The organism is Paraburkholderia sp. BL6665CI2N2, from assembly GCF_004366535.1.
In the GTDB taxonomy this organism is placed as follows: domain Bacteria; phylum Pseudomonadota; class Gammaproteobacteria; order Burkholderiales; family Burkholderiaceae; genus Paraburkholderia.
Map to the genome: position 1 here is coordinate 3,821,409 of NZ_SORC01000001.1, position 26,840 is coordinate 3,848,248.

The window sequence follows — 26,840 nt, forward strand, 5'->3', positions numbered from 1 at the left end:
CCCACTAAGGGCTCAGGTTTACCCACAAAGTTGAGAGGCCGCGCTATCCGCTTTGCTTGAAGAGCTGATACATCTTCGTAATTTCGTGCAGGACGAGAAATCCGCGCCATATGACGGTCGGTCCTGGTGGTCGGTCATGCTTACGATTCAGATAGCCGCCGAGCATGCCTATCCACACGATGGTTTGCTGCAGCGTTGGAACCCGCTCTGGCAGTTGCGTCGTTCGGTGGGTGTGGCAATAGAGCGCCTGCCATTCAACGGGTTGCAGCAGTACTTCGCAGCATAGCTGCGTATCAGTTCGCGCGAGCAGTGTTGCATACAGGATGTGCCACGCGATGACGGCAAACAGAGCTGTCGCTCTCACGAACCGGTCGAGCGTGCCGAACTGGCGCGCCTCGATACGGCAGCCGCTTTTGAGCACGCGATGCCACGTCTCGATGGTCCAGCGCCGCGCGTACCAGGCCAGCCGTTCGAGAACTTCATCAAGCGAGGTCGTGGGCACCGAACTCAGCAGCATCCATTCAAGCGGTTCGACGCCATCCGGGGGGTTATCTTCAATGGCGTGAATCGCAAAGACGTCAATCTCAGGCAGGCTTCGGCGGCTGGCGCGCGCTCTTGGAGAGTGTAGTCGCACGCTCGCACAACGCAAAGTCAGCCGTGCTGTGCGCTGAGGAAGTGTGCCCCTGGCTGGCACCCGCAGTTCAGTGTCGCCAAGAGGCAGGGTGGCTAGAACAGCCTCCCAAAGGTAGCCTTGCGGGTGACGCGCCACGCGGTTGTGTACTGCGCGGATCAACCAGTCCACCCCGTCGGGGCGTTCGGCGACAAATAGCTCGTACAGGTCGCTCTCGCGGTCTCCAACACAGACAAACCGCGTCTGCGTACAACGTACCTTGAGTGCCGCGAGATGGTCGATTCCTTCAAGCCATTTGTTACTTTCCTTCTGTTCGATCGGGCGCGTAACCGCAGGGGCCCTCTTGCCGAACACCTCTTGGGGGCGCACCCAGGTCTTCATGCCCAGCACCCCTAGCGGCAAGCCCTCGGGCGTGACCGCCAGCAGGCTGTGCATCATGAAGCCTTGCTCATTGTTGCCGGTGCCGCGACCCAGGCCTTCAGTCGCGGGCAGATGCGACAGGTTGAACTCCGTTGTGTCCTGAATTGCCAGCACGACCGGCACCTGCCTCATGCGATCGAGCGTTTGTGCAATATGAGGCGCAAGGATCCCGTTTGTGTCCACCTGCTCATTATCGAAGAAGCGGTAGGCGGCCTTCAGTTCGGCTGGCTTGAGTGACTGGGGAAACGAACCCTGCGGACTGTGCGCGAGGCGGCGAGCCAACGCAACAAGACGTTGTGCAAGGCGCGCGTCCCCCAGATTCGCCTCGCTGAATTCGGCACTCGCCCAGTCGTCAGTATCGTTTCCGTCGACCAATTCCAACTGCCGTCGCGAACAGAATGGGCCAAAGTTAACATCGACGCCGACCGTTTACAAGCGATCATTCACTCCTGCCACACAAAAAGTTGTGGGGAATCCTGAGACTAAGGGGGGTGCGGCTAAATACTTGGACTGGTTTATGCTGCGATTCCCAGGCTCTCCCGGTATTCGAGCGGGCTGAGAGCGCCTAGCGAGACCTTGATCCGCTTCGCGTTATACCAGCGTATGTAGGAGTCAAGTACCTCAATGAATTGCTCGACGGTCGTAGTCCGCCAATCACGGGAATGGAACCACTCCGTTTTGAGCCGCCCGAAGAAGCCTTCGCAGGCCGCGTTATCGGGTGAGCATCCTTTGCGTGACATCGAGCGAACTAGTTTGGCATCACGTATGCGTGCGAGCCATCCAGGCCAGCGATAGTGCGCCCCGCGATCAGAGTGGACCACAGGCCGTTTATTACTGTTGGCTACCGTCTTGATGCCCTCATCAAGCATGGTATTTACAAGTTCGGCATCCGGTCGCGTGCCGATTGTCCAGCTCACCACCAGTCCATCGAAGCAGTCGATCAACGGAGACAGATACACCTTGCCGGCCGGGATCTGGAATTCGGTAATGTCGGTGAGCCACTTCTCGTTCGGGGCTCCTGCGCGGAAGTCACGATTGATGATGTTCTCCGGCGCAGGGCTTATTTCTCCGCCGTAGGAGCGGTAGCGACGTCGTCTTGCTGTGGCAGCGGTCAGCCCATCCTGCCTCATCAAACGTCGCACCACTTTCTCCGGGATAACGACCTTCTGCCTGCCCAGTGCAGCGCGTATCCGGCGATAGCCATAACACCGGTGATTGACTTCAAAGATGTCTGCGATGACTCGGCGAGCGCCAGCATACTTGTCGGCCACGAGCAGACGCGCACGATGATAGAAGTAGGAACTGCGAGCTAGCCCCAATACGGCTAAAAGCTCTGACAACGTGTAGGTGTTTTTCAGGGCATCAACCAGCATCGTCTTCTCCCGGTTGCTCAGGAGTTGCGGGACGATGCCCATTCCTTTTTTTATCAGTTCGTTCGCCTTCTTCAGGATGTCGTGCTCGAGCTGCAGTTGCCGGACGTCGCGTCGAAGCGATTCGACCTGCTGTTCCAGTTTCGCACGCTCACTGTCAGGCGCTGGCTTCTTCTGGCGTTTCATGGATGCTGGGGCTTCACGACCGAGTAGCTGGTTCTTCCAATTGTAAAGCGTCGGCCTGCTCACGCCTGCTTTCTGCGCAAGCAGGCGCGCGCTTTCCTCTCTGGTGCACAGTTCGATGACTGCCGCCTGCTTCACCGCCGGCGATTTCGGAATGCTGCCAGTTGCTCTGCCGACAATGCGTTTTCCGATTTCGGGATGCAGTTCTTCGATCCAGGCGGCGAGCGTCCCGCGACTGGGATATCCCAACGCCCTCAAGGTTGCAGCAGCACAACGGCCCTGGCCTAAGTAATGATCGACGGCCACCTTCTTCCGTTCGGCCGAATATACCGGCCTGGAACGAACATAGCCGGTCCGCAAATCATGACATCGCTCGTATTCGAGATGCCACGATTTCAGAGAATTCTTGGTCGGATAACCCAGCTGTCGGATGGTCGCCCCGACGCGCTTACCCAACTTCAAATAAAGCCGGACCGCTCGCATGCGGTCTTCGTACGAGTACATGAACTACCTCCAGGTAGTCCAAGTTTTCGTCCGCAGCTCCCTGTCTCGGGGTGGGTCAGATTTAGGGAAGGTCTGCACAACTCGTTTTCAGAGCGCTGATTTTTTGACACTTGGGGCGTATCAGCCGTAAGCGTCTGCTGGCAGGTTGTTCGTCTGGCTTTTCAGGTATGACGACCTCCGTTTGCCGAGACTCACGGCCTTTACCTCCGAGCGTTTCACGCCTTGCGTAATGCCTTGCGTGCCATCCAGAGGTTGCCCAGCGCAAACAGTGTCGTGATCTGCGCGGTGTTCTTCAACAATCCCCGGTACCGCGTCTTCGTATAGCCAAACTGCTGCTTGAGCACGCGGAACGGATGTTCAACCTTGGCGCGCACGCCAGCCTTCAGACGCTCAATCTGGTTGTATATCGCGTCCAGACGATTGTTCAGGTCCAGTTGTCGACGCTTGCCTGGTCGCATCGCTACATGCCAGCGTACCGGGTTCGCCTGACAGCGCTTCTCAATACCCTGATATCCGGCGTCAGCGTACACATCCTTTTCCTGGCCGTGCAACAGCGCTTCGGCCGCAATGATGTCGTGGACGTTGGCCGCCGTACCAATGACGGTGTGGACCAGACCCGACTCCGCGTCCACGCCGATGTGGGCTTTCATCCCGAAGTACCATTGATTTCCCTTCTTCGTCTGGTGCATCTCCGGGTCCCGTGTACCGGAGCCGTTCTTCGTCGAACTGGGTGCGGAAATCAAGGTCGCGTCGACCGCCGACCCTGCCTTCAACATCAAGCCTTTCTCGGTCAGGATCTCATTGACCAGCGTGAGCATCTGCGCGGCCAGGCCGTGCGTTTCGAGAAGGTGCCGGAACCGCAGAATCGTGCTCTCGTCCGGCAAACGCGTCATACCTTCGTTCAGCCCCGCAAACTCGCGATACAGCGGCACGTCATAAAGCGCCTCTTCCATCGCAGGGTCTGACAGACCAAACCACTGCTGCATGAAGTGGATCTGCAGCATCGTCGCAACCGGAAATGGTGGCCTTCCAGTCTTGCCCCTCGGATAGTGCGGTTCGATCAACGCAATCAACCTTGACCATGGCACAACGCGCCTCATCTCATCGAGAAATTCCCGCTTGCGCGTACGTTTCGTTGAAAGATCCAGACCAAGACCGAGCTGTGTCATCGACGAACTCCTTTAACTCGCGTTCTCCCAGGATAGGCCAACCAGACTTCAACGCCAGGACTTTTGCAGACTTTCCTTAGATGAAAACGGTGGGTTAAGACTCGGTGAAAATCAACAGTTCGAGCTCAAGCGATCTACTCACGAGTCTTGGCTGTCTGTGCCAGCACTAGGACGCTCGCCTTTGGATTCGTAGCAATCCAGCCGTCCAGCATATCTGCCCACGCCTGGAGCATCGCCCTCCTCTGCTCTGCATACTCCGCCTTGTTGTAGACCGCGCGCACGCCGCGCTGTTCGTGAGCGAGGCATTTCTCGATCCAGTCGGTGTTGAACCCTGCTTCGTGCAACAGCGTGCTGGCCGTCCGACGCAGATCATGTACTGTGAAAGGATCAAAATCTGTCCCGCCGTCGCGTATCAGCTTGACCGCGCTGTCAATAACGCGGTTCAGAGTCGCCATACTTATTGGGGAGGCCGTCTCATAGCGGCCAGGATGCACGTACGAACTCGCTCCGAAGCACGTCTTGAATGCGACCAGAATGTCCAGAGCCTGTTGGCTCAGATAGACAATGTGGGGGCGACCGGCCTTCATCCGTTCCTTCGGAATTGTCCAGACTGCGGCGTCGAAATCTATCTCACCCCACATCGCCAGAATGAACTCGGACTTGCGCACCAGCGTGAGCAGCATGAATCTGATAGCGAGGCGCAGCGTAGGCATCGTCGGCGTCTGTTCCAGTGCACTGAAAAGCACATGGATTTCGGCAGGCGACAGTGTCCGATCTCGCGGCTTGAAGCTGGCGATCGCAGACGGGCGGATGGCCTCCGCAGGATTGTCTACCTTTAGTCCCCGCGCCTGCACGAAACGGTAAACCTGCAGAACGATGTCGCGCGACTGCACGGCAGGGGCCGCAGCGCCCCTCTCTTTGATCTTCTCACAGCGCGCCATCAATCGTGCGGGCGTGATTTCTTCCAACTTCAGCCGGCCAAATTCCGACGCGAGATTCCGCTCGTACACCGATTTGCGCATTGCTCGTGTGGAGTCGGCAAGAGTGGTCTCCACAAAGTATTTCTCCGCCCACTTACCAAACGTCAGCGCCTCGATCGCCTCGACCCTTTTCTCGACTTTCGCACGTGACGGGCTTTCGCCGCGTTGGATTGTGCCGTACACATGGTCGCGTAGAAGCCGGGCTTCCGGGAGGCTAATAGCCATTCCAAATCCGAGTTCGTCTGGCTTGCGTGGCTTCCGCGCGGAAAGTGATGGATCGTACCGGCCGATAACCAGCGTTTCCCGGCGACCGTTCACCCGGTAGTCGTATCGGAAGCTCACTGCGCCTGAAGGCGTCACTGCCGCATATAGTCCACGCTGATCGGCAACCTTGTAAATCTTCTGAGCCGGCTTTAGCGCTCGCAACTGCATGTCTGTGAGCATAGGGACTCCTCGAACGTATACCGTCAACCGATACCGTCAGACTGATTTGACGGTATCGGACAAGGCCGTCCGAGGAAGAAATGTCGGGTACCGTCACCGATACCGACATTTCCGTCTGGCATCGCCCGGATCACAGCGGACCACACCGGACAATAACCCCATGTTTCTAAAAGGAAAAACATAGAAAACCGGACCTCCCGGAACGACTTGGGAGCAGTCTAAATTATTCCCACTCAATCGTCGCCGGCGGCTTCCCCGAGATGTCATACACCACCCGGTTAATCCCGCGCACTTCGTTGATGATCCGGTTCGACACATGCCCCAGCAGTTCATGCGGCAGATGCGCCCAATGCGCGGTCATGAAGTCCAGCGTCTGCACGGCACGCAGCGCAACGACGTACTCGTAAGTTCGCCCGTCGCCCATCACGCCGACGCTCTTCACCGGCAGAAACACCGCGAACGCCTGGCTCGTCAGATCGTACCAGGACTTGCCGGTTTCCTTGTCGATGAAAGTACGCAGCGTCTCGATGAAAATCGCGTCCGCGCGGCGCAGCAGGTCCGCGAAATCGCGCTTCACTTCGCCGAGAATCCGCACGCCCAGGCCCGGGCCCGGGAACGGATGGCGATACACCATGGCCGGCGGCAAACCGAGCTTGACGCCGAGTTCGCGCACTTCGTCCTTGAACAGTTCGCGCAGCGGTTCGAGCAGCTTCAGATTCAGCGTCTCAGGCAGGCCGCCCACGTTGTGGTGGCTCTTGATGGTCTGCGCGCCCTTCTTGCCCTTGCCGGCCGATTCGATCACGTCCGGATAGATCGTGCCCTGCGCCAGCCACTTCGCATCGGTCAGCCGTCCGGCTTCAGCCTGGAAGACTTCGACGAATTCCGCGCCGATGATCTTGCGCTTCGCCTCCGGATCGGTCACACCGGCCAGCTTGCGCAGGAACACATCGCTGGCGTCCACATGAATCACCTTCACGCCCAGGTGGTCGGCGAAGGTCGCCATCACCTGTTCGGCTTCGTTCAAACGCAACAGGCCGTGATCGACGAACACGCAGGTCAGCTGATCGCCGATCGCGCGATGCAGCAGCGCCGCGGCCACCGACGAATCCACGCCGCCCGAGAGCCCCAGAATCACGTGCTCGTTACCGACCTGCTCGCGAATCTTCGCGACGGCTTCGTCGATATAGTTGCCCATTTCCCAGTCGGGCCGCGCGCCGCAAATCTGCAGCACGAAGCGTTCGAGCATGGCGCGACCCTGCACGGTGTGCGTGACTTCCGGATGCCACTGCAGGCCGTAGAAATGGCGCTTTTCGTCGGCCATGGCCGCAATCGGACACGATTCCGTCGACGCCATCAGCGCGAAGCCCGGCGGCATTTCCAGCACCTTGTCGCCGTGGCTCATCCACACCTTCAGCATGCCGTGACCTTCCGGCGTGGTGAAGTCGCTGATGCCTTCGAGCAGGCTCGTGTGATTGCGCGCGCGCACTTCGGCATAACCGAACTCACGCAGGTGGCCGATATCGACCTTGCCGCCCAGCTGCTCGGCCATGGCCTGCATGCCGTAGCAGATGCCGAGCACCGGCACGCCGAGTTCGAACACGGCTTGCGGCACGCGCGGCGTATCCGTTTCGGTGACCGAGCTCGGGCCGCCGGACAGGATCACGCCCTTCGGCGCGAAGTCGCGAATGAACGACGCATCGACGTCGTAGGGATGAATTTCCGAATACACGTTGGCTTCGCGAACGCGACGTGCAATCAGTTGGGTGACTTGCGAACCGAAGTCGAGGATCAGGATCTTGTCATGCATGGCAGCGGACGGAGTCAAAAGTGAGCGGATACGGAATGCCGCGCGCGATGCGCGGCGTTGAATTCAAAACGGTCCACGTGGGAACGATCGAGCATGAAACGTAACGATGCAGCGGGTTGGCGCGGGCCGCGCCGCAGGTGCTTGCCCACGGCGCACGCAAACGAAATCCGGGTGCTTCAGCGGATGGCGTGGCGCGCGGCGCGTCAGCCATGAAACGGCGGCCGGGGCGCGCCAGGCGCGTCAGCGGCGCCATTGCGGGCTTCGTCGCGCGCGGCGGCGGCTTCAGCCCGCGCTGCGCGTTCGGAGGGCGTCAGACCGGCTTCGTCGACGACCGGATGAAGCGGTGCCCCTGCAACCGGACTCGTGGCACTGACAGGCCGCGTAACCGGCACGACAGGCTCCACGACCGGTTCGGCGTGATAGACCGGAAAGCCCGCCGTGACGCGGCCCGGCTCGCGCCGGTTGGCCGCGTCTTTCGCGGCGTCTTTGGCAGCCTGCTTCTCGGCGCGCTCGGCAGCGGCGACTTCAGCGAGCCGCACTCTTTCACGCCGCCGCACCGCGCCCGCCAGACGCACGCCGCCCAGACCGATTACCAGCAGCACCACACCGGTCAACACCGCGACGATCTGCCCGAAACCGGTCAGCGCCGGCGTATGCAGACCGAGCAGCCAGATCAGCATCAGCACGCCGGTCAACCAGTTCACGTGGCCGACCACCTTGGCGACGGTGGTGGTAAGCGCGCCGTCGATCGACGCGTGAAAGGCCAGCCATGCCAGCCCGATCAGCGCCACGCCAAACCCCTGGCCGACCAGAGCCGGCTGGGTTTGCACCAGAAGCAGCGCGTTGTACAGCGAAGTCCACGGCGTCAGGAGAAATAGCAGGCCAAACGCAAGCAGCAACAAGGCATCGAGGATGAGTACAGCGCGCAGCAATGGCTTCATTGGCGTTTAGTCCACGTGGTAGTTGGGCGCTTCCTTGGTGATTTGCACGTCATGCACATGCGACTCGCGCAGGCCCGCGCCCGTGATCTGCACGAACTCGGCCTTGTCGTTCATCTCGGTGATGGTGCGGCAGCCACAGTAGCCCATGCTGGCGCGCACGCCGCCGATCAGCTGGAACAGAATCGCGTTGACCGAGCCCTTGTAGGCGACGCGGCCTTCGATACCTTCCGGCACCAGCTTGTCGATGTTCGCGGAGTTGTCCTGGAAGTAGCGGTCCGCGGCGCCGTCCTTCATCGCGCCGACCGAGCCCATGCCACGGTAAGACTTGTACTGGCGGCCCTGATACAGGAACACGTCGCCCGGCGCTTCTTCGGTGCCGGCGAACATGCTGCCCATCATCACGGCATTCGCGCCGGCCGCCAGCGCCTTGCTGACGTCGCCCGAGAAGCGCACGCCGCCGTCGGCGATGACCGGCACGCCCGTGCCCTTCAGCGCCTCGGACACGTTGGAGATCGCGGTGACCTGCGGCACGCCCACGCCGGCGACGATCCGCGTCGTGCAGATCGAGCCCGGGCCGATACCGACCTTCACGCCGTCCGCGCCGTATTCGACGAGCGCCTTGGCGGCCGCCGCGGTGGCGATGTTGCCGCCGATCACCTCGACGTGCGGGAAGTTCTGCTTGACCCACTTGACGCGCTCGAGCACGCCCTGGCTGTGGCCGTGCGCGGTATCGACGACGATCACGTCGACGCCCGCCTGCACCAGCAGTTCGACGCGCTCTTCGTTATCTGCGCCGACGCCGACCGCCGCGCCCGCGCGCAGCTTGCCGTGTTCGTCTTTACACGCGTCCGGGTGTTCGGTCTGCTTGGTGATGTCCTTGACGGTCATCAGGCCGCGCAGTTCGAATGCGTCGTTGATGACCAGCACGCGCTCGAGGCGATGGCTGTGCATCAGCGCCTTGGCTTCGGCGAGCGGCGTGCCTTCCTTGACGGTGACGAGGCGCTCGCGCGGCGTCATGATGTTGCGCACCGGCTCGTCCAGACGCTCTTCGAAACGCAGGTCGCGGTTCGTCACGATACCGATGAGTTGCGCGCCTTCGACGACCGGGAAGCCCGAAATGCCATGCTGCTGCGACAATGCGATCACGTCGCGCACTTTCATTTGCGGCGGCACCGTGATCGGATCGCGCACCACGCCCGATTCGAAACGCTTGACCTTGGCCACTTCACGCGCCTGCTCGGCTGCGGTGAGATTCTTGTGGATGATGCCCACGCCACCCATTTGCGCCATCGCAATGGCGAGGCGTGCTTCGGTGACGGTGTCCATGGCGGCGGACACGAGCGGCATATTCAGGGAAATGTTGCGGGTCAGCCGGGTCTTGAGGCTGGTGTCGCGCGGCAGAACGTCGGAGAAAGCCGGGACGAGGAGCACGTCATCGAACGTGAGTGCTGTTTGGATCAGACGCATGGCAAATCCTATAGGCGCAAAAGCGAATTATACGCGATACCTCCCTGGTTTTCACTGCACGAACAGCAGCTTAGCGAATTCGGGCGATTTTTTTCACGCCATCGGGCCCCTGGATTTCGCTTGGCTGTTCGCCTCGGGTTCGATCGGGTTTCGTTTGCGCGTTCGGGCGCAATGGGGTGCCGCGGGCTCGAATTGCAGGATCGAACAAGACGCCCGGGCCGCCGACCGGCTATTCTGCCGACCAGTTCAGTTTTTTTGCAGGGGCAGTCGATGCAGCGCGGTGTGGCGTATGGAGTAATGGCCGGGGCCTTATGGGGCATGGTTTTTCTGGTGCCGCGCGTGCTGCCGGACTTTTCGCCGCTGCTTCTGAGCGCGGGCCGCTACACGATGTACGGCATCGTCTCCGTGGCGGCCGCACTGCCCATGGCGCGCTCGCTCGCCAAACGCCTGACCCGCGAGGATCTCGGCGCGCTGGTGAAGCTGGCCCTGGCCGGCAACCTCCTCTATTACCTGCTGCTGACGGCGGCCGTGCACCTGATCGGCATCGCGCCGGCGTCGCTGATCGTCGGCGTGCTGCCCGTCACGGTGACGCTGCTGGGCCGGCGCGATCACGGCGCCGTGCCGCTCGCGCGCCTCGCCTGGCCGCTCGCGATGGTGATGGCGGGCATCGCCTGCATCAACATCGATGTGTTTACGGTGGCGGACAGCACGCCGGTCAGCGTCATCACCAAGCTGATCGGGCTGGCCTGCGCGGTCGGCGCATTGGGATGCTGGACGTGGTTCGCGGTCGAAAACGCCCGCTTTCTGCAGCGCCAGACGCATTTCAGCGGCAACGAGTGGTCAGTCTTGTGGGGCGTGGTGACGGGCGCGCTCGGCGCCGCGCTGTGGCTCGTCATCGCCGTGCTGCCGGCGGGCGGCCCGCATGGCGAACTGGCCGACGGACGCTGGCACACCTTCTGGATGCTCAATCTGGGGCTCGCGATCGGCGCATCGTGGCTCGGCAACGGGCTGTGGAATGCCGCATCGAAACGGCTGCCGCTGACGCTCTCGGGTCAGATGATCGTGTTCGAGACGCTTTTTGCGCTGCTTTACGCGTTCATTTATGACCAGCGATTGCCGCGCCCGCTCGAACTGGCGGCGATTCTGCTGCTGGTGGCCGGCGTGTGCTGGTCGGTGCGCCAGCATGCGGACGACGATACGTCCGGGGTTGCCGGGATCAAGGACAAGCCGCAGGCGTCGGCGCCTTGAGGCGCAGGGCGTCCTCGCCCGTCTCCGCCTATGCGAGATCTGCTTACCGCGAATCCTTGTTCTGCCAGCGACGCCCTTCGATCGAGCCCGCCTTGCGGGTCTTTTCAACGCGCCGCTGACGCGACACCTTGGGATCGACCAGCAGCGGCCGGTAAATCTCCACCCGGTCATGGTCGGCCAGCACCGCGTCGAGCGGCTTGAGCTTGCCGAACACGCCCACTTTCTGCGTGCCCAGATCGATCTGCGGGAACCGCCGCAAAATGCCGCTCGCGTCCAGCGCCTGCTGCAGCGTGGCGCCCGCGGGCAGCTCAACGGCAATCAATGCCTGCTCGCTCGGCGACGCGTAGCAGACTTCAATCGACAAGCGCCCGCTCATGCCTTACCGTAGCGCTGATCGGCGCGCTTCACGAACGATTCGACGAAGGTATTGGCGATGTGGTTGAACACCGGGCCAATGATTTTCTCGAGAATGATATTGGTGAATTCGTAGTGCAACGCGAATTCGATCTTGCAGGCATCGGCGCGCAATGGCGTAAAACGCCAGAAGCCCGTGAACTTGCGAAACGGGCCGTCCGCGAACTCCATATCGATGCGCGTGGGCCGCTCCATGCTGTTACGCGTGGCGAAATGCTGCTTGATGCCCTTGAAGTTGATATCGATCTTCGCCTCCATGCCGGTTTCGTCCCGGCGGCGGATTTCGACTCCCCCGCACCACGGCAGGAAGTTGGGGTAATCGGCGACGTCGGTGACGAGGTCGAACATCTGTTCCGCCGAATGGCGGATCAACACGGTTTTCTGGACATCTGCCATAAATTGAACAGCGCGTGGCAAGGGTGGACGAGCGCAGCGGGCTTTCCTTGCCCCGCTTTGCTAAAATCGTGATTTTAAACGAGTTGGGCACTTTCCATTCATGAGCATTATCGACAACAGAAAAGCCTTCTACGACTACTCGGTCGAAGAACGCTATGAAGCAGGGCTCGTGCTCGAAGGATGGGAGGTCAAGGCGCTGCGCGCCGGGCGCGGCCAGATCAAGGAAGGGTACGTCGTTATCAAGAATAACGAACTGTTCCTGATCGGCACGCACATCAGCCCGCTGCCCGAAGCCTCGACCCACATCAATCCCGATCCGGTACGCACGCGCAAGCTGCTGTTGCACAGCGAAGAGATCAGCAAACTGATCGGCAAGGTCGAGCAGCGCGGCTACACGCTCGTGCCGTTGAATTTTCACTACAAGGGCGGCCGCGTCAAATGCGAGATCGGTCTTGCCAAGGGTAAGAAGCAGCACGACAAGCGCGAGACCGAGAAAAAGCGCGATTGGGAGCGTGAAAAGGCGCGGCTGATGCGCTCGCCGACTTGATGGCAGGTCTGGTTTGATCGACGGTTGATGGCAGGCGGTGCGCTGTTTTGCCGCGTTTCGTCTGCCAACATTCGCTGCGACTGGCTCGCGGGTGGCAAGGAAACGCGCCTCACAAGCGCTGAAAGGCAAATGGCCCGCATAGTCCGCGGGCCTTTTCTTTTTGCAGGCCGGCAAACGCGTCGGGCAACGCTTTCGGTGCTTTCGGTACAGCCTGCGCAGTCACGCGCTCGACGCACACGAGCATGGTCAGGACATTCACGACATTGCGTCTGGCCCATCGGTTCCCCACTGCCGGCACGTTAAGCGCAGCCGGCCAGTTCAACGCACCTCGGTTACGCCCTTCCCTTTATTCACAATCGTCAGCGCCGACGCGATCATCGAACTCATGTCCGCGAGATTGCCGGGCACGATCAGCGTGGTGCCCTGCTTCGCCAGATTGCCGAACGCGTTCACATATTGCTCGGCTACCTTGAGGTTCACCGCTTCCATCCCGCCGTTCGATTGAATGGCCGCCGCGATCTTCTGAATCGCCTGCGAGTTGGCTTCGGCCACGGCCAGAATCGCCGACGCCTGACCTTGCGCCTGATTGATCGCCGCCTGCCGCTCGCCTTCGGACTTCTGGATCGCCGCTTCGCGGCCGCCGGACGCGATATTGATCTGCTCCTGCTTACGCCCTTCCGATGCCGCAATCAGCGCGCGCTTCTCGCGCTCGGCAGTGATTTGCGCCTGCATCGCGTGGAGAATTTCCTTGGGCGGCGTCAGATCCTTGATTTCGTAGCGCAGCACCTTCACACCCCAGTTCGTCGCAGCTTGATCGAGCGACGACACGATGCTGTGGTTGATGAAGTCGCGTTCCTCGAAAGTCTTGTCGAGTTCGAGCTTGCCGATCACCGAGCGCAGCGTGGTTTGCGACAGCTGCGTGATCGCGAACACGAAGTTGCTCGACCCGTACGACGCCTTCATGGGATCGGTGACCTGAAAGTACAGCACGCCATCCACCTGCAACTGCGTGTTATCGCGCGTGATACAGACCTGGCTCGGCACTTCCAGCGGAATTTCCTTGAGGATGTGCTTATAGGCGATCCGGTCGACGAACGGAAACGCGAAGCTCAAGCCCGGCGTCAGCGTACGGTGATAGCGGCCGAGCCGCTCCAGCACCCACGCATGCTGCTGCGGCACGATCTTGATAGTCTGCGCCGCCAGTACGATCACGATGATCAGAAGCACCGCCCCGACAATGGTCGAATCCATTACTGCCCTCCGGTCCGTAGTTCGAATAGTTGTGTGTGATGCGCGTATGACGCGTTGGTGCTCAGGCCGTGGTGGCCCGGGTGTTTGAATGACGCGCCGCCACGACGACGAGGCAACTGCCGCGCAACTCCGTGATTTCGTAGAGCGGCGCGTCTTCCGGCTCGCCCGCGGCCAGTTCGACGTCCCATGCCGCGCCGCGATAATCGACGCGTGCCCGCCGTGCGTGCCACGCCGGCACGGTGAGCGTTTGACCGATGTCGAGATTGACGTCCGGGTTGCGCGACGCCTCCTTGCGCGTTCTGCGGCCGAACCGCGAACGCCTGAGCAGCAGCACCGCCGCCAGCGCCACCACGGCCGCGACCGCGAACTGCACGTCGGCTGCGGCGCCCGCGAGGTGCGCAATGGCGGCCGCGACGCAGCCCAATGCGATCATCAGCAGATAGAAGGTGCCGCTGAGCAACTCCAGCACGACCAGCACACCCGCCCCGATCCACCAGAACAATCCACCTGGCGCCACGTCGACCTCCACAAAGCAAAACACCCCGGATCTACCGGGGTGTTTATAGCACGAAGCGAGCGCGTTCAACGGGCGATACAGCATGGTTTCACGTGCATTCGACGCGCGCTTGACCTACCGCATCGCACGTTATGCATGCCGCTTAGGAAGCGGCATGCCGTTCGCCTTACTGCTTTGCCGACTTGGCCAGTTGCTGCCACGTCTCGACGATCGTGTCAGGGTTCAGCGAGATCGACTTGATGCCTTCATCGGTCAGCCATTGCGCAAAGTCCGGATGATCCGACGGGCCCTGGCCGCAAATACCGACGTACTTGTCCAGGCGCAGACACGTGTCGATCGCGCGCTTCAACAGGAACTTGACCGCCGGATCGCGTTCATCGAAATCCACCGCCAGCAGTTCCATGCCGGAGTCACGATCGAGGCCGAGCGTGAGTTGCGTCAGGTCGTTCGAGCCAATCGAGAAGCCGTCGAAGAATTGCAGGAATTCTTCGGCCAGAATCGCGTTCGACGGCACTTCGCACATCATGATCAGGCGCAGGCCATTCTCGCCGCGCTTCAGGCCGTACTTGCCCAGCAGCCCAACCACGCGCTCCGCCTGCTTCAGCGTACGCACGAACGGCACCATGATCTCGACGTTGTCGAGGCCCATTTCTTCGCGCACCTTCTTCAGCGCGATGCATTCCATCTGGAACGCTTCGGCGAAGTCGTCCGCGATATAGCGCGATGCACCGCGGAAACCCAGCATCGGGTTTTCTTCGTCCGGCTCGTAGCGCGAACCGCCGATCAGCTTCTTGTACTCGTTCGACTTGAAGTCCGACAGACGCACGATCACGGGCTTCGGATAGAACGCCGCCGCGATCGTGGCGATACCTTCGGTCAGCTTGTCGACGTAGAACGCGCGCGGCGAGGCGTGACCGCGAGCAACGCTTTCCACGGCCTTCTTCAGGTCCTGATCGATGTTCGGGTACTCGAGAATCGCCTTCGGGTGAACGCCGATGTTGTTGTTGATGATGAACTCGAGACGCGCGAGACCCACGCCTGCGTTCGGAAGTTGCGAGAAGTCGAAAGCCAGTTGCGGATTGCCCACGTTCATCATGATCTTCACCGGAATCGGCGGCAGTTCGCCGCGCTGGACTTCGGTGATTTCGGTTTCGAGCAGGCCGTCGTAGATTCTGCCTTCGTCGCCTTCCGCGCACGATACGGTGACGAGCGCGCCTTCCTTCAGCACGTCGGTCGCGTCGCCGCAGCCAACCACCGCCGGCACGCCCAGTTCACGCGCAATAATCGCCGCGTGGCAGGTACGGCCGCCACGGTTCGTGACGATTGCCGAAGCGCGCTTCATGACCGGCTCCCAGTTCGGGTCGGTCATGTCGGCGACCAGCACGTCGCCCGGCTGCACACGGTCCATTTCCGACGGATCGTGAATTACGCGCACGGGACCCGCGCCGATCTTCTGACCGATCGCGCGGCCGGTGGCCAGCACGTTCGATTGGCCCTTCAGCTTGAAGCGCTGCTCGGCCTTGCCCGCCGCCTGGCTCTTCACCGTTTCCGGGCGCGCCTGCAGAATGAAGATCTTGCCGTCGCGGCCGTCCTTGCCCCACTCGATGTCCATCGGACGCTCGTAGTGCTTTTCGATGATGACGGCGTATTTGGCCAGTTCGATCACGTCTTCGTCCGTGATCGAAAAGCGGTTGCGCTGCTCGTGCGCCACGTCGACGGTCTTCACGCGGCCCTCTTCGCCCGCCTTGGTGAATTCCATCTTGATCAGCTTCGAGCCGATCGAGCGGCGGATGATCGGGTACTTGCCTTGCGCAAGCGTGGTCTTGTAGACGTAGAACTCGTCCGGATTCACCGCGCCTTGCACCACGGTTTCGCCGAGGCCATAGCTCGACGTGATGAAGACAGCGTCCTTGAAGCCCGATTCGGTGTCCAGCGTGAACATCACGCCGGCTGCGCCGACGTCCGAGCGCACCATGCGCTGCACACCCGCCGACAACGCGACCTCAGCGTGAGTGAAGCCCTTGTGGACGCGATAGGAGATAGCGCGGTCGTTGTACAGCGACGCGAACACATGCTTCATGCGGTCGAGCACCTCTTCGATGCCGACTACGTTGAGGTAGCTTTCCTGCTGACCCGCGAACGATGCGTCCGGCAAGTCTTCCGCCGTGGCCGACGAACGCACGGCGAACGACAGCTCTTCAGGCGAGCTGTTTTGCAGGGTGTCGAAGCCCGCGCGGATATCCGCCTCGAGTTGCGGCTGGAACGGCGCGTCGACGATCCATTGACGGATCTCCTTGCCCGCTTCCGCGAGCGACTTCACGTCGTCGACGTCGAGCGTTTCGAGACGTTTGGCGATGCGTTCGGTCAGATTGTTGTGATGCAGGAAGTCGCGGAAGGCCAGCGCGGTAGTGGCGAAACCGGTCGGCACGCGCACGCCTGCTTCAGCGAGCTGACTGATCATCTCGCCAAGCGACGCGTTCTTGCCACCGACGATTTCCACGTCGGTCATCCGCAACTGCTCGAACGGAACTACATACGCCTTATCCTTTGCGACGGTAACTGCGTTAGTCATACAAGCCCCTAAGTGTGAAAGAAATTCACGGCTGTGCAAGTGGGCTCGAACGCGAGACGCCCATTGGGAGCGTAAGCTCGCGTCTTGCACAACCTGTTGGAGAAGCAATCGCTTGTTGCAAAATGGCCGAGCGCGGCTTGCGCCCGATATGCGACGAAGCACGCGAATGGACGATTTTACCGATTGATCCCTCGCGTTGACTGCCGCTTGGCGACCAGAAATACCGACCAAAAGCGAGGTGTTGAACGATCGTTCGCGGTAAGTTAGCCGCCAATCGCCCGCAATTGCTTATCCAACAGGTTGCCGCTATTCTACCGTGCCGACTCTCGAAATGTGACAGTCGGACGAGAATTGCGCCTCGAATCGCGCCCCGGACCGGCCAGCGGGCTTTTGCGAGGCCCCGCCGCCATCCGGACGCAGTTGCGGTGCCCACGGCGCGCTGGTCGGACGCTGCTGCAATCTCCGGTTAGCCACCGGGCAGCGTCGTCCGCACAGCGATGTTTCTTTCGAGCGCTTTTTTCCGCTCACGTTCCCCAGCCCCACTGATGCCGCCCACCGTATTCATCGTCTCCGACGGTACCGGGATCACTGCCGAAACCTTCGCGCATTCGATCCTCTCCCAGTTCGACCAGAAATTCCGCCTGGTTCGCGTGCCCTTTGTCGACTCGACCGAGAAGGCCTACGCCACGCTCGAAAAGATCAACGAAGCGATCGTGCAGGACGGCCGCCGTCCGATCGTCTTCACCACGCTGGTGGACAGCGCGTCGAATCAGATCGTCAAAGGCTCGAATGCGCTGGTGCTGGACATGTTTCAGACTTTCGTCGAGCCGCTCGAACAGGAACTGGAACTGAAGTCGAGCCACGCGATGGGCCGCGGCCACCAGAACGCCGACACCGAGGAGTACAAGAACCGGATCGAGGCGATCAACTTTTCGCTCGCTCACGACGACGGTCAATCGAACCGTAATCTCGCGGACGCCGACGTGATTCTGGTCGGCGTGTCGCGCAGCGGCAAGACGCCGACGAGCCTCTATCTGGCCATGCAGTATGGCGTGAAGGCGGCCAACTATCCGTTGATTCCGGAAGATTTCGAACGCGGCAAATTGCCGACGCCGTTGCTGGCGCATCGGCAGAAGATGTTCGGTTTGTCGATCGATCCGCAGCGGCTTTCGGAGATTCGCAACGAGCGCCGGCCCGGCAGCAAGTACGCCGCGCCGGAGAATTGCCGTTATGAAATCAACGAAGCCGAAGCGATGATGCGGCGTGAAGGGATCAAGTGGTTGTCGTCGACGCACAAGTCGATCGAAGAGATCGCGACGACGATCCTGCAGGAAATCAAGCTGGATAGGCCTTCTTATTGAGTCTGTGCGCATGGGTCGCGCAAGCCCGGCGGCCTTGAACATGGACGCGCGCGCGAACATGCGTGTTGTCGAGCCACGGCATAGGCACGATCAGAGCCTCGCGGCCTGAAACGGCCTCGAGCGCGGACGAGCGCGGGGGCGCAGGTCTGCTGATTTAGCTACGGCCGCGCTGCTGGCGGCACTGCTCGAACACGCACACGGCCGCCGCGGCCGCCACATTCAGCGACTCCATGCCGCCCGGCTGGGGAATCGTCACCCGCAACGAAACCTTGTCGCGCCAGATTTGCGAGACGCCCGCGCCTTCGTTGCCGAACACCCACGCGAGCGGTCCGCTCAGGTCGCAATCGTAGATCGCCTCGGCGCCGTGCGAATCTGTAATCACGATCGGCAGCGCGAGGCGCTCAATCAGCGTTTGCGCTTCCACGTCCTCGTGAATCTGCAGCAGGAAATGCGCGCCCATGCCCGAGCGCAAGACTTTCGACGACCACGCGTACGCCGTACCCGGCGCGCAGAACACCTGCTGAATGCCGGCGGCCGCCGCGCTGCGCAGAATCGAGCCGACGTTGCCTGCGTCCTGTACGCCGTCGAGCACGAGGCAGGTTTGCGCGACCGTCTCGGGCAGCGGCGTATCGAGCTTTTCAACCAGTAGCAGAATGCCCACACCGTGCACGACATTTGACAACTGCCCGAACATCGCATCAGGCAGCGTCACGACACGATGATCTTCGATGCGCGAAACGATCGCCTGCGCTTCGTCGTGGCGCAGCGCGCCGTCGGTGACGATGCACATTTCCGGTTGCCCGGCGACGTCGAGATAGGCGCTCGCGAGATGAAACCCTTCGAGCAGCGCGTGGCCGCTCTTGCGCTGTTGATGCGTCGAGCCGGCCAGTGCCTTCAGGCGCTTGTAGAGCGGATTGTCCCGCGAGGTGATGGCTTTCACAGGCAGCGAAGAAAACAGTGAGAATGAGGAAAGAGTGGGGCACACGCAGCGCTCATGAGGCGCTCGTGCGAAGCTCAGGCAGCGCTGCCGCGTTCGCCGAAGGCGTCGTCGTCGAACATCACTTCGGACACGACGATCACTTCACCCGCCGGCAGCGGCACGCCGGTGCCCAGGCGCAGATGCGCCTCACGCACCGGTGCGAATGAACGCCGATGATGCTCGCAAGGCCCATGCTCGCGCAGCGCTTTGAGATGCTGTGGCGTGCCGTAACCGGCATGCGCGTTGAAGCCGTAGACGGGATGCGTCTGATGCAATTCGAGCAGCATCCGGTCGCGCGTGACCTTGGCAAGAATCGACGCCGCCGAAATGCTTTTGACGAGCGCGTCGCCGCCGATCACCGCTTCACTACGCACGCTCAGCGTCGGGCAGCGATTGCCGTCGATCTTGACGAGCGTCGGCATGACCGACAGGCCCTCCACGGCGCGCTTCATGGCGAGCATGGTGGCATGCAGGATATTCAGCGAATCGATTTCTTCGACGGTTGCCGACGCGATGCAGTAAGCGAGCGCCCGGTCGACGATCTTGTCGTACAGTTCGTCGCGCTTTTTCGCGGTCAATACTTTGGAGTCGTCCAGGCCGCGAATCATCGGCTTCGACGGGTCGAAAATTACCGCCGCGGCCACGACCGGGCCGGCCAACGGGCCGCGCCCTGCTTCGTCGACGCCGCAGACGATGTCATCCGGCGTCTCGAAGTTCAGGCCGACCTGCTGCGCCGCCGCTCCGGCGACGGTTTTACGGCGAGGCGCGCGTGACAGCGTCACGGCCGCCCCTTCCGCTTTTCGATGACGCTCGCCACGACTTCCGCCGCACGCTGCGCGGTGTTCTGCTTCAGCACGTGATGCATCTCCGTGAAGATTTCCGTCAGCGTGCGCCGGTTGGTCTCGTCGCGCAACTGTTTCAGCGTGGCTTCGGCCAGCGCCTGGGGCGTGGCGAAGTGCTGCAGGATCTCCGGCACCACGAAGCGCCCCGCCAGGATGTTCGGCAGCCCGACATACGGCAGATAGCCCTGGCGGCGCATGATCTGGCCGGTCAGCCAGGGCACCTTGTACGAGATCACCATCGGCTTTTTCAGCAGCGCTGCTTCGAGCGTTACGGTGCCGCTCTTCACGAGGATCGCGTCGGCCGCGGTCATGGCGAGTTGCGCCTGGCCGTCGGTAATCGTCAGCGCGAGGCCGGGGTGCGAATCGACCAGCGGCCGCAGCATTTCGCGCAGCGCCGGCGTGGCCGCCGGCATCACGAAGCGCAGACTCGGCTCCTGATGCTGCATCATCTCCATCGCGGCGAAGAACGTCGGGCCGATCAAATCGATCTCCGAGCGCCGGCTACCCGGCAGGACCGCGATGATCGGGCCGTCTTCCGCAAGACCCAGTGCCCGGCGTGCGCCCAGCGTGTCCGGCACGAGCGGAATTTCGTCAGCGAGCGGATGGCCCACGTACGAGGCCGCGACACCGGCTTTTTCCAGCAGCGCCGTCTCGAACGGGAACACGCACAGCATGTGGTCGACCGCCTTGGCGATCTTCTTGATGCGGCCGCCGCGCCACGCCCAGATGGACGGACACACGAAGTGAACGGTTGGGATCCCGGCCTCGCGCAACGGATGCTCGAGCCCGAAATTGAAATCGGGCGCATCCACGCCGACGAACACCGACGGCGGCTCTGCCAGCAACTGCCGCTTCAGTTCGTTGCGAATGCCGAGAATGCCGGGAATATGCTTCAGCGCCTCGACATAGCCGCGCACCGAGAGCTTCTCCATCGGAAAGTGGGCGTCGAAGCCCGTGGCGATCATGCGTGGGCCGCCGATCCCGTAGTACTGGGTGCCGGCGGGCAGACGGCTCGTGAGGCCGTCGAGCAGCGAGGCCGCCAGCAGGTCGCCGGACGGCTCGCCGGCCACCATCGCGACGCGCAATGGACTGGGTTGCAATGCCATCGGTTAGCGGATGATGCCGCGTTGCGACGCTTCGACGAACGCGAGCAGCGTCTGCACCGGCGCATCGCCATCGCCGCCCGCGGTCGCGAGTTCGCGCAACTGCACCTTCGCTTCTTCAAGCGAGAGGCCGTTCTTGTACAGCACGCGATACGCCGCGCGCAGCGCCGAAATCGCGTCCGGCGAGAAACCGCGGCGGCGCAGGCCTTCAACGTTGATGCCGTGCGGCTCGGCCTTGTTACCGGCGGCGATCACGAACGGCGGAATGTCCTGCACCAGCGCCGAAGCGCCGCCCAGCATGGAATGCGCACCGATGCGCACGAACTGATGCACGCCCGACATGCCGCCGACGATCGCGTGATCGCCGATCGTGACGTGTCCGGCCATCTGCGCGTTGCTCGACAGAATGACGTTGCTGCCGACGTGGCAATCGTGCCCGATGTGCACGTACGCCATGATCCAGTTGTCGTCGCCGAGCGTGGTGACGCCCGCGTCCTGCATCGTGCCGGTGTGGATCGTGGTGAATTCGCGGATCGTGTTGCGGTTGCCGACCACGAGCCGGGTCGGCTCGTCCTTGTACTTCATGTCCTGCGGACGGCCGCCGACCGATGCGTAGTGACCGATCCTGTTGTCTTCGCCGAGGGTGGTGTGACCTTCGATCACGCTGTGCGAACCGACCATGGTCCGTGCGCCGATCGTCACATGTGCGCCGATCACGGCATACGGTCCGACTTCGACGGATTCGTCGAGTTGTGCGCCCGGTTCGACGATCGCAGTGGGATGAATCCTGCTCATGCGTCCTCGCTTCTGATTCTGTTGCGTTGTCTGGATGGGCATCTGGCGGGAGGCCGGCGCGCGCATGACGCCGCCGACCGCCCGGACGCTGGCTTAAGCGCCTCGCGCCTAAGTGCGTTTAAGCGTCTTTGTCCGTGTGCCGCACCGCGCACATCAGGTCGGCTTCCGCCGCGACCACGCCATCCACTTCGGCGCGCGCCTTGAACTTCCAGATGCCGCGCATGTGACGCTCGAACGTGCAGTTCAGGATCAGCTGATCGCCCGGTTCCACCACGCGCTTGAAGCGCGCGTTGTCGATGCCGACGAACAGATACAGCGTGTTCGACGGGTCGCTCGGCTCTTCCGAAAACGTCAGCAGGGCCGCCGTTTGCGCGAGTGCTTCGAGAATCAGCACGCCCGGCATCACCGGACGCGTCGGGAAGTGGCCCTGAAAATACGGTTCGTTGATCGACACGTTCTTCAACGCTTTGATGCACTTGTGCGGCTCGAGTTCGAGCACCCGGTCGACCAGCAGGATCGGGTAACGATGCGGCAGCAGCGTGAGAATCTTATGAATGTCGAGATTGATTTTTTCGGTGCTCATGGTGTTTCTGCTCACGCATTGACTGCGCGGTGATGACTGCGGATGCTGGTGCAGGTGGATTGGTAAAGCGTGCTGCCGGCGCTCGCCGTGACCCGGCGGCCGCGCCACCCGGTCACGGCAACCGACTTTGCTTCCTGTTGCTTGCCCGCCATTTTACGCGGTGCCGGCGGGTTGCCCGGCGAAATGCTGAGTCTGCTGAGTCAATTGCCCTGCGAGTTGCCCTGAGGTTCAGGCTTTGCTGCCCGCGGAATTGCTTGCTGAGCCGTCCTGCTTCTCAGCCGCGGCGTTTTCAAGCGCCTTGATTCGATCGCGAAGTTTGTCGATATTGCGCAGCAACGCCGCGCTCTTGTTCCAGTCTGCATGGTTCACGGCCGGGAAGGCACTGGTGTACATACCAGGCTTGAGCAGCGACTTCGAGACGCCGGACTTGGCCGTGACGATCACATAGTCGGCCAGCGTGACATGCCCGGCAATCCCCACCGCGCCGCCGATCAGGCAATGGCGGCCGATCGTCGTGCTGCCCGCGATACCCGCGCAGCCGGCAATCACCGTATAAGCGCCGACTTTGCAGTTGTGGCCGATCTGCACCAGGTTGTCGATCTTCACGCACTCTTCGATGATCGTGTCCGCCATGGCGCCACGGTCGATAGTGGTGTTCGCGCCGATTTCGACGTCGGCCGCGATGGACACGCCGCCGACCTGCGGAATCTTCACCCAGCTGCCGGTACGCGCCTCACCCTCGCCGACGAAATCCGGTGCGAAGCCGAAACCGTCCGAGCCGATCACCGCGCCCGCGTGCACGATCACGCGCTCGGCGAGCCTGCAACCGTGGTACACCGCGACATTGGGATAAAGATGCGAGCCCGCGCCGATGCGCGTGCCACGGCCGATCACGACATTGGCGTCGAGCCGCACGTTGTCGCCGATCACCGCACCCGCTTCCACCGTGACGTGCGGGCCGATCACCGCGCTCGCGGCGATCTGCGCCGACGGGTCGATGGTCGCGCTCGGATGCACGCCGGGCGCCGCCTTGGGCGCAGCGAGGTCGATGAAAGTTTGCGCGACGCGCGCGAAGTAAGCGTACGGATTCGGCGTGACGATGAAGTTACGATTCTCGCGGGAAGCGAGCTTGGCGAGGTCGTCGGCGTTAATCAACACCGCGCCCGCACGGGTCGTTTCGACCTGCGACAGGTACTTCGGATTGGCGAGGAACGCCAGCTGGTCCGGGCCTGCCTGGTCGAGCGGCGCGAGACTGCCGACGCGCTGCGAACCGTCTCCGACTACTTCACCGCCGAACCGCTGGACGATGTCCTCGAGCGTAAATGCCATGCCTATCCTGTCTCCTGGTATTCGGTCCGACTTGTCAGATCCGCTGCCGGGGCCGTTAAGCCCGGCAGCCACGCTCAGTTACCCGACGCCGCCAGAGCCTTCAGCACCTGATCGGTGATATCGATGCGCGGGCTCACGTACACCGCTTCCTGAACGATCAGATCGTAATGCTGCGCTTCGGCGATCTGTTTGATCACCTTGTTGGCGCGGTCGAGCACCGCCGCCAGTTCTTCGTTGCGGCGCTGGTTCAGATCCTCACGAAACTCGCGTTGCTTGCGCTGGAAGTCCGTGTCCAGTTGCGACAGATCGCGCTGCTTCTGCGCGCGATCGGCGGGCGACATGGACGCGCCGCTCTTGTCGAGCGAATCGGACATCGACTTCAGCTTCTGCGCCATGTCGGCCAGGTCCTTGTCACGCTTGGCGAACTCGGCCTCGAGCTTGACCTGCGCGGCCTTCGCGGCAGCGGATTCGCGCAGGATGCGGTCGGAATTCACCGCCGCGATCCTGGCCTCCTGCCCATGCGCGACCCCGACACCCAGGGTCATTGCCAGCGCCAGCGCGCACGCCACACGTTTCGAAAACATACCGGTTAGCAAAGTCATCCTCTCGATACTGTAGTTTGGCCGGGCCGCCAGCCGCCTGCCTCCAGGCCGCCGGATCAGAATGCCGTCCCGATCTGGAACTGGAATTTCTGATACTGGTCGCCGGTGTGCTTCGTAAGCGGGAAGCCCAGGCTGAGCTTGAGCGGGCCGATCGGCGAGATCCACGCCAGACCGACACCGTAGCCGTAACGCAGGCCGTTGGCGCCGATACTGTTGCCTTCCGTACCCCACACGTTACCGGCGTCGAGGAACGTGAAGACACGCAACGTGCGGTCGTAGCCCGTGCCCGGCAGCGGGAACGTCAATTCGATGTTACCCACCAGCAGCTTCGAGCCGCCGATCGGGTCGTTCGTCTTGGCGTCGCGCGGACCCAGCGAGCTCGGCTCGTAGCCCCGCACCGAACCGATACCGCCCGCATAGTAGTTCTTGAAAATCGGATAAGGCTTGCCGCCGAGGCCGTTACCGTAACCGCCCTGGAAGTTGAAGCCCAGCACGAACCCGCGCGAGAACGAATAATAGTACTGCGCGTTGATGTCGGCCTTGTAGTACTGCGTGCCGCCGATCGGCGTGCCGTATTCGGCGTTCGCCTGCGTGAAGTAGCCGCGGCTCGGCACCAGCGCGCTGTCACGCGCGTCGCGCGACCAGCCCACCGTGATCGGCACGTTGTTCGACACGCGGCCGAATTCATGCACGTAGTCGATGTAGCTCTGCGGCGTGTTCGCGTCGATATCCAGCTGGTTCTGCTCGAGGCCGGCGCCGAAGTACACCGTGTCGACTTCCGAGAACGGAATACCGAACTTCAGGTCGCCACCGATCGTGACGATCTTGAAGCTCGAATCCGTGGAGTAGTACAGCGGCTGGTACGTACGGTAGTAGACGTCGGTAATGCGCTTGATGCCGTCGACCGTGAAGTACGGGTCGACCTGCGTGACCGTCAACGTACGGTACGTCTTCGCGGTATTGATGTTCACCGAGAGACTCGTGCCCGAGCCGAACACGTTGTCTTGCGACACGCCGGCCGAGAGCACCACCTTGTCGGTCGACGAGAAGCCCGCACCCAGCGTGATCGCGCCGGTCGGTTTTTCGGCCACCTTGACGTCCACATCGACCTGGTCCGGCGTGCCTTCCACGGGCACCGTGGTCACGTCGACATCGGTAAAGTAGCCGAGACGGTTGATCCGGTCTTTCGACAGCGCGAGGCGGTTCGAATCGAACCACGAGCTTTCGAGCTGGCGCATTTCGCGGCGCACCACTTCGTCACGCGTACGCGTATTGCCGACCACGTTGATGCGGCGCACGTAGACGCGGCGGCTCGGATCCACCTGCAGCGTCAGGTCGACCTTATGGTTGGCCTGATCGATCTGCGGCTGCGCGTTGACCGTGGCGAACGCATAGCCGTATTCGCCCAGCTTGTCGACGATAGCCTTGGTGGTGGCCTGCAGCTTTTCAGCCGAGAAGCGGTCGCCCGGTTTGATCTTGATGAGCTTGGCCAGCTCCGGCTCGCGATCGAGCAGATTGCCCGCCAGCTTGATATTCGAAATCGTGTACGGTTCGCCTTCGTGCAGCGTGACCGTCAGATACATGTCCTTCTTGTCCGGCGTGATCGACACCTGGGTCGATTCGATGTTGAACTCGAGATAGCCGCGATTCAGATAATACGAGCGAACGTTTTCGAGGTCGCCGGTCAGCTTGTCTTTCGCGTACAGGTCGTTCTTCGTGTACCACGAGAACCAGTTCGGCGTGGACAACTGCATTTCGTCGCGCAGCGTGCCCGTGCTGAACGCCTTGTTGCCGATGAAGTTGATCTGGCGGATCTTCGCGCTCGGACCTTCGGCCACCGAGAACAGCACCGACACGCGATTGCGGTCGATCGGCGTGATCGTGGTGGTGACTTCAGCGGCGTAGTAGCCGCGCGTCAGATACTGACGCTTCAGTTCCTGCTCGGCCTTGTCGACCAAGGCCTTGTCGTAATAACGGCCTTGCGACAAACCCACGGCGCGCAGCGCCTTGGTCAGATTTTCCTTGTCGAACTCATGAATGCCGGCGAAGTCGATCGTGCCGATGGCCGGACGTTCCAGCACCTGCACGATGACGACGTTGCCTTCGGTCGCGATCTTGACGTCGTTGAAGAAGCCCGTGGCATACAAAGCGCGGATGGCTTCCGATGCCTTGTCGTCGCTGAAGGTGTCGCCTTGCTTGATAGGCAGGTAGGCAAACACGGTACCAGGTTCGACGCGTTGCAATCCCTCGATCCGGATGTCTTGCACCACGAAGGGCGTCGTTGCGTGAGCAACCAGCCCATGCGCGGCGAACGCCGCGGCTATAACCGTCTTTGGAACAAAGCGATGAGGTTTAAACAACGTGCTTCCCCAGTGTGTATAGCTG

General features: G+C 61.8%; 23 protein-coding genes. 3 read left to right on the plus strand and 20 right to left on the minus strand.

The window, feature by feature from the left end:
- Positions 1-43: 43 nt before the first annotated feature.
- The 7 genes from B0G81_RS17025 to guaB form a co-directional block, all read right to left on the minus strand.
- A complete protein-coding gene (locus B0G81_RS17025) occupies positions 44-1,432 on the minus strand; it encodes an IS4 family transposase (RefSeq protein WP_347877443.1) in 1,389 nt (462 codons plus the stop codon).
- A 134-nt stretch (positions 1,433-1,566) separates the two neighbouring features.
- Positions 1,567-3,108, minus strand: coding sequence for an IS3 family transposase (locus B0G81_RS17030; RefSeq protein WP_134137753.1), 1,542 nt, complete (start codon positions 3,106-3,108; stop codon positions 1,567-1,569).
- A gap of 215 nt (positions 3,109-3,323) precedes the next feature.
- Entirely contained in the window at positions 3,324-4,277 is a 954-nt protein-coding gene (locus B0G81_RS17035; protein WP_132374016.1) for an IS5 family transposase, read from the minus strand.
- Between the two features lie 134 nt (positions 4,278-4,411).
- Complete coding sequence (locus tag B0G81_RS17040) at positions 4,412-5,701, minus strand: site-specific integrase (RefSeq protein ID WP_134137754.1); 1,290 nt, start codon at positions 5,699-5,701, stop codon at positions 4,412-4,414.
- 223 nt (positions 5,702-5,924) lie between these two features.
- The gene (guaA, locus tag B0G81_RS17045) at positions 5,925-7,508 is read right to left on the minus strand and encodes a glutamine-hydrolyzing GMP synthase (protein ID WP_106279670.1); all 1,584 of its coding nucleotides are present in this window, start codon (positions 7,506-7,508) and stop codon (positions 5,925-5,927) included.
- Between the two features lie 203 nt (positions 7,509-7,711).
- Positions 7,712-8,449, minus strand: a complete 738-nt coding sequence (locus B0G81_RS17055; protein WP_134137756.1) for a hypothetical protein — start codon at positions 8,447-8,449, stop codon at positions 7,712-7,714.
- Between the two features lie 6 nt (positions 8,450-8,455).
- Complete coding sequence (gene guaB, locus B0G81_RS17060; RefSeq protein ID WP_106279664.1) at positions 8,456-9,916, minus strand: IMP dehydrogenase; 1,461 nt, start codon at positions 9,914-9,916, stop codon at positions 8,456-8,458.
- A 270-nt stretch (positions 9,917-10,186) separates the two neighbouring features.
- On the opposite strand from guaB, the gene B0G81_RS17065 reads away from it, so the two are divergent.
- A complete protein-coding gene (locus B0G81_RS17065; protein ID WP_134137757.1) occupies positions 10,187-11,164 on the plus strand; it encodes a DMT family transporter in 978 nt (325 codons plus the stop codon).
- Positions 11,165-11,207: 43 nt separating this feature from the next.
- Here B0G81_RS17065 and B0G81_RS17070 read toward each other — a convergent pair whose 3' ends face one another.
- Both B0G81_RS17070 and B0G81_RS17075 read right to left on the minus strand, forming a co-directional pair.
- Positions 11,208-11,540 carry an RnfH family protein gene (locus B0G81_RS17070; RefSeq protein WP_116140554.1) on the minus strand — a complete coding sequence of 111 codons (333 nt, stop codon included), beginning with the start codon at positions 11,538-11,540 and terminating at the stop codon, positions 11,208-11,210.
- Positions 11,537-11,974 carry a type II toxin-antitoxin system RatA family toxin gene (locus B0G81_RS17075; RefSeq protein WP_012433427.1) on the minus strand — a complete coding sequence of 146 codons (438 nt, stop codon included), beginning with the start codon at positions 11,972-11,974 and terminating at the stop codon, positions 11,537-11,539. Before B0G81_RS17075 ends, B0G81_RS17070 begins: the two co-directional genes overlap by 4 nt.
- 100 nt (positions 11,975-12,074) lie before the next feature.
- Here B0G81_RS17075 and smpB point away from each other — a divergent pair, with 100 nt between their 5' ends.
- Positions 12,075-12,521: an SsrA-binding protein SmpB gene (smpB, locus tag B0G81_RS17085; RefSeq protein WP_012433428.1), complete on the plus strand. Its 447-nt coding sequence runs from the start codon at positions 12,075-12,077 to the stop codon at positions 12,519-12,521.
- A 318-nt stretch (positions 12,522-12,839) separates the two neighbouring features.
- Here the strand turns inward: smpB and B0G81_RS17090 are convergent, their stop codons facing one another.
- The 3 genes from B0G81_RS17090 to ppsA form a co-directional block, all read right to left on the minus strand.
- Positions 12,840-13,772, minus strand: a complete 933-nt coding sequence (locus tag B0G81_RS17090; protein ID WP_106279656.1) for an SPFH domain-containing protein — start codon at positions 13,770-13,772, stop codon at positions 12,840-12,842.
- 61 nt (positions 13,773-13,833) lie between these two features.
- Positions 13,834-14,289, minus strand: coding sequence for an NfeD family protein (locus tag B0G81_RS17095; RefSeq protein WP_134137758.1), 456 nt, complete (start codon positions 14,287-14,289; stop codon positions 13,834-13,836).
- A gap of 166 nt (positions 14,290-14,455) precedes the next feature.
- Positions 14,456-16,861, minus strand: coding sequence for a phosphoenolpyruvate synthase (gene ppsA / locus B0G81_RS17100; RefSeq protein WP_116117584.1), 2,406 nt, complete (start codon positions 16,859-16,861; stop codon positions 14,456-14,458).
- Positions 16,862-17,406: 545 nt separating this feature from the next.
- On the opposite strand from ppsA, the gene B0G81_RS17105 reads away from it, so the two are divergent.
- Positions 17,407-18,222, plus strand: coding sequence for a pyruvate, water dikinase regulatory protein (locus B0G81_RS17105; RefSeq protein WP_012433432.1), 816 nt, complete (start codon positions 17,407-17,409; stop codon positions 18,220-18,222).
- Between the two features lie 154 nt (positions 18,223-18,376).
- On the opposite strand, the gene B0G81_RS17110 is transcribed toward B0G81_RS17105, so the two are convergent.
- The 8 genes from B0G81_RS17110 to bamA form a co-directional block, all read right to left on the minus strand.
- Complete coding sequence (locus B0G81_RS17110) at positions 18,377-19,162, minus strand: RNA methyltransferase (protein ID WP_134137759.1); 786 nt, start codon at positions 19,160-19,162, stop codon at positions 18,377-18,379.
- A gap of 74 nt (positions 19,163-19,236) precedes the next feature.
- Positions 19,237-19,983 (minus strand): ribonuclease HII, encoded by a 747-nt coding sequence (rnhB, locus tag B0G81_RS17115; RefSeq protein ID WP_134137760.1) that lies wholly within the window; start codon positions 19,981-19,983, stop codon positions 19,237-19,239.
- Entirely contained in the window at positions 19,980-21,149 is a 1,170-nt protein-coding gene (gene lpxB / locus B0G81_RS17120) for a lipid-A-disaccharide synthase (RefSeq protein WP_106279647.1), read from the minus strand. Before lpxB ends, rnhB begins: the two co-directional genes overlap by 4 nt.
- A 3-nt stretch (positions 21,150-21,152) precedes the next feature.
- The gene (lpxA, locus tag B0G81_RS17125; RefSeq protein ID WP_116148372.1) at positions 21,153-21,941 is read right to left on the minus strand and encodes an acyl-ACP--UDP-N-acetylglucosamine O-acyltransferase; all 789 of its coding nucleotides are present in this window, start codon (positions 21,939-21,941) and stop codon (positions 21,153-21,155) included.
- A 118-nt stretch (positions 21,942-22,059) separates the two neighbouring features.
- Positions 22,060-22,524 (minus strand): 3-hydroxyacyl-ACP dehydratase FabZ, encoded by a 465-nt coding sequence (gene fabZ, locus B0G81_RS17130; protein WP_012433437.1) that lies wholly within the window; start codon positions 22,522-22,524, stop codon positions 22,060-22,062.
- 228 nt (positions 22,525-22,752) lie between these two features.
- Positions 22,753-23,853 (minus strand): UDP-3-O-(3-hydroxymyristoyl)glucosamine N-acyltransferase, encoded by a 1,101-nt coding sequence (gene lpxD / locus B0G81_RS17135; RefSeq protein ID WP_134137761.1) that lies wholly within the window; start codon positions 23,851-23,853, stop codon positions 22,753-22,755.
- A gap of 74 nt (positions 23,854-23,927) precedes the next feature.
- Positions 23,928-24,449: an OmpH family outer membrane protein gene (locus B0G81_RS17140; protein ID WP_181196514.1), complete on the minus strand. Its 522-nt coding sequence runs from the start codon at positions 24,447-24,449 to the stop codon at positions 23,928-23,930.
- 62 nt (positions 24,450-24,511) lie between these two features.
- Positions 24,512-26,815, minus strand: a complete 2,304-nt coding sequence (gene bamA, locus B0G81_RS17145; RefSeq protein WP_106279641.1) for an outer membrane protein assembly factor BamA — start codon at positions 26,813-26,815, stop codon at positions 24,512-24,514.
- Positions 26,816-26,840: the final 25 nt, after the last annotated feature.

Excerpts from the sequence above, each read along its gene's own strand:
- B0G81_RS17105 (WP_012433432.1), top strand. The coding sequence starts at position 17,407 with ATGCCGCCCACCGTATTCATCGTCTCCGACGGTACCGGGATCACTGCC.
- B0G81_RS17035 (WP_132374016.1), bottom strand. The coding sequence starts at position 4,277 with ATGACACAGCTCGGTCTTGGTCTGGATCTTTCAACGAAACGTACGCGC.
- B0G81_RS17090 (WP_106279656.1), bottom strand. The coding sequence starts at position 13,772 with ATGGATTCGACCATTGTCGGGGCGGTGCTTCTGATCATCGTGATCGTA.
- B0G81_RS17065 (WP_134137757.1), top strand. The coding sequence starts at position 10,187 with ATGCAGCGCGGTGTGGCGTATGGAGTAATGGCCGGGGCCTTATGGGGC.
- smpB (WP_012433428.1), top strand. The coding sequence starts at position 12,075 with ATGAGCATTATCGACAACAGAAAAGCCTTCTACGACTACTCGGTCGAA.
- guaA (WP_106279670.1), bottom strand. The coding sequence starts at position 7,508 with ATGCATGACAAGATCCTGATCCTCGACTTCGGTTCGCAAGTCACCCAA.
- fabZ (WP_012433437.1), bottom strand. The coding sequence starts at position 22,524 with ATGAGCACCGAAAAAATCAATCTCGACATTCATAAGATTCTCACGCTG.
- ppsA (WP_116117584.1), bottom strand. The coding sequence starts at position 16,861 with ATGACTAACGCAGTTACCGTCGCAAAGGATAAGGCGTATGTAGTTCCG.
- B0G81_RS17070 (WP_116140554.1), bottom strand. The coding sequence starts at position 11,540 with ATGAGCGGGCGCTTGTCGATTGAAGTCTGCTACGCGTCGCCGAGCGAG.
- lpxD (WP_134137761.1), bottom strand. The coding sequence starts at position 23,853 with ATGGCATTTACGCTCGAGGACATCGTCCAGCGGTTCGGCGGTGAAGTA.
- lpxA (WP_116148372.1), bottom strand. The coding sequence starts at position 21,941 with ATGAGCAGGATTCATCCCACTGCGATCGTCGAACCGGGCGCACAACTC.
- B0G81_RS17055 (WP_134137756.1), bottom strand. The coding sequence starts at position 8,449 with ATGAAGCCATTGCTGCGCGCTGTACTCATCCTCGATGCCTTGTTGCTG.
- lpxB (WP_106279647.1), bottom strand. The coding sequence starts at position 21,149 with ATGGCATTGCAACCCAGTCCATTGCGCGTCGCGATGGTGGCCGGCGAG.
- guaB (WP_106279664.1), bottom strand. The coding sequence starts at position 9,916 with ATGCGTCTGATCCAAACAGCACTCACGTTCGATGACGTGCTCCTCGTC.
- B0G81_RS17075 (WP_012433427.1), bottom strand. The coding sequence starts at position 11,974 with ATGGCAGATGTCCAGAAAACCGTGTTGATCCGCCATTCGGCGGAACAG.
- B0G81_RS17040 (WP_134137754.1), bottom strand. The coding sequence starts at position 5,701 with ATGCTCACAGACATGCAGTTGCGAGCGCTAAAGCCGGCTCAGAAGATT.
- B0G81_RS17030 (WP_134137753.1), bottom strand. The coding sequence starts at position 3,108 with ATGTACTCGTACGAAGACCGCATGCGAGCGGTCCGGCTTTATTTGAAG.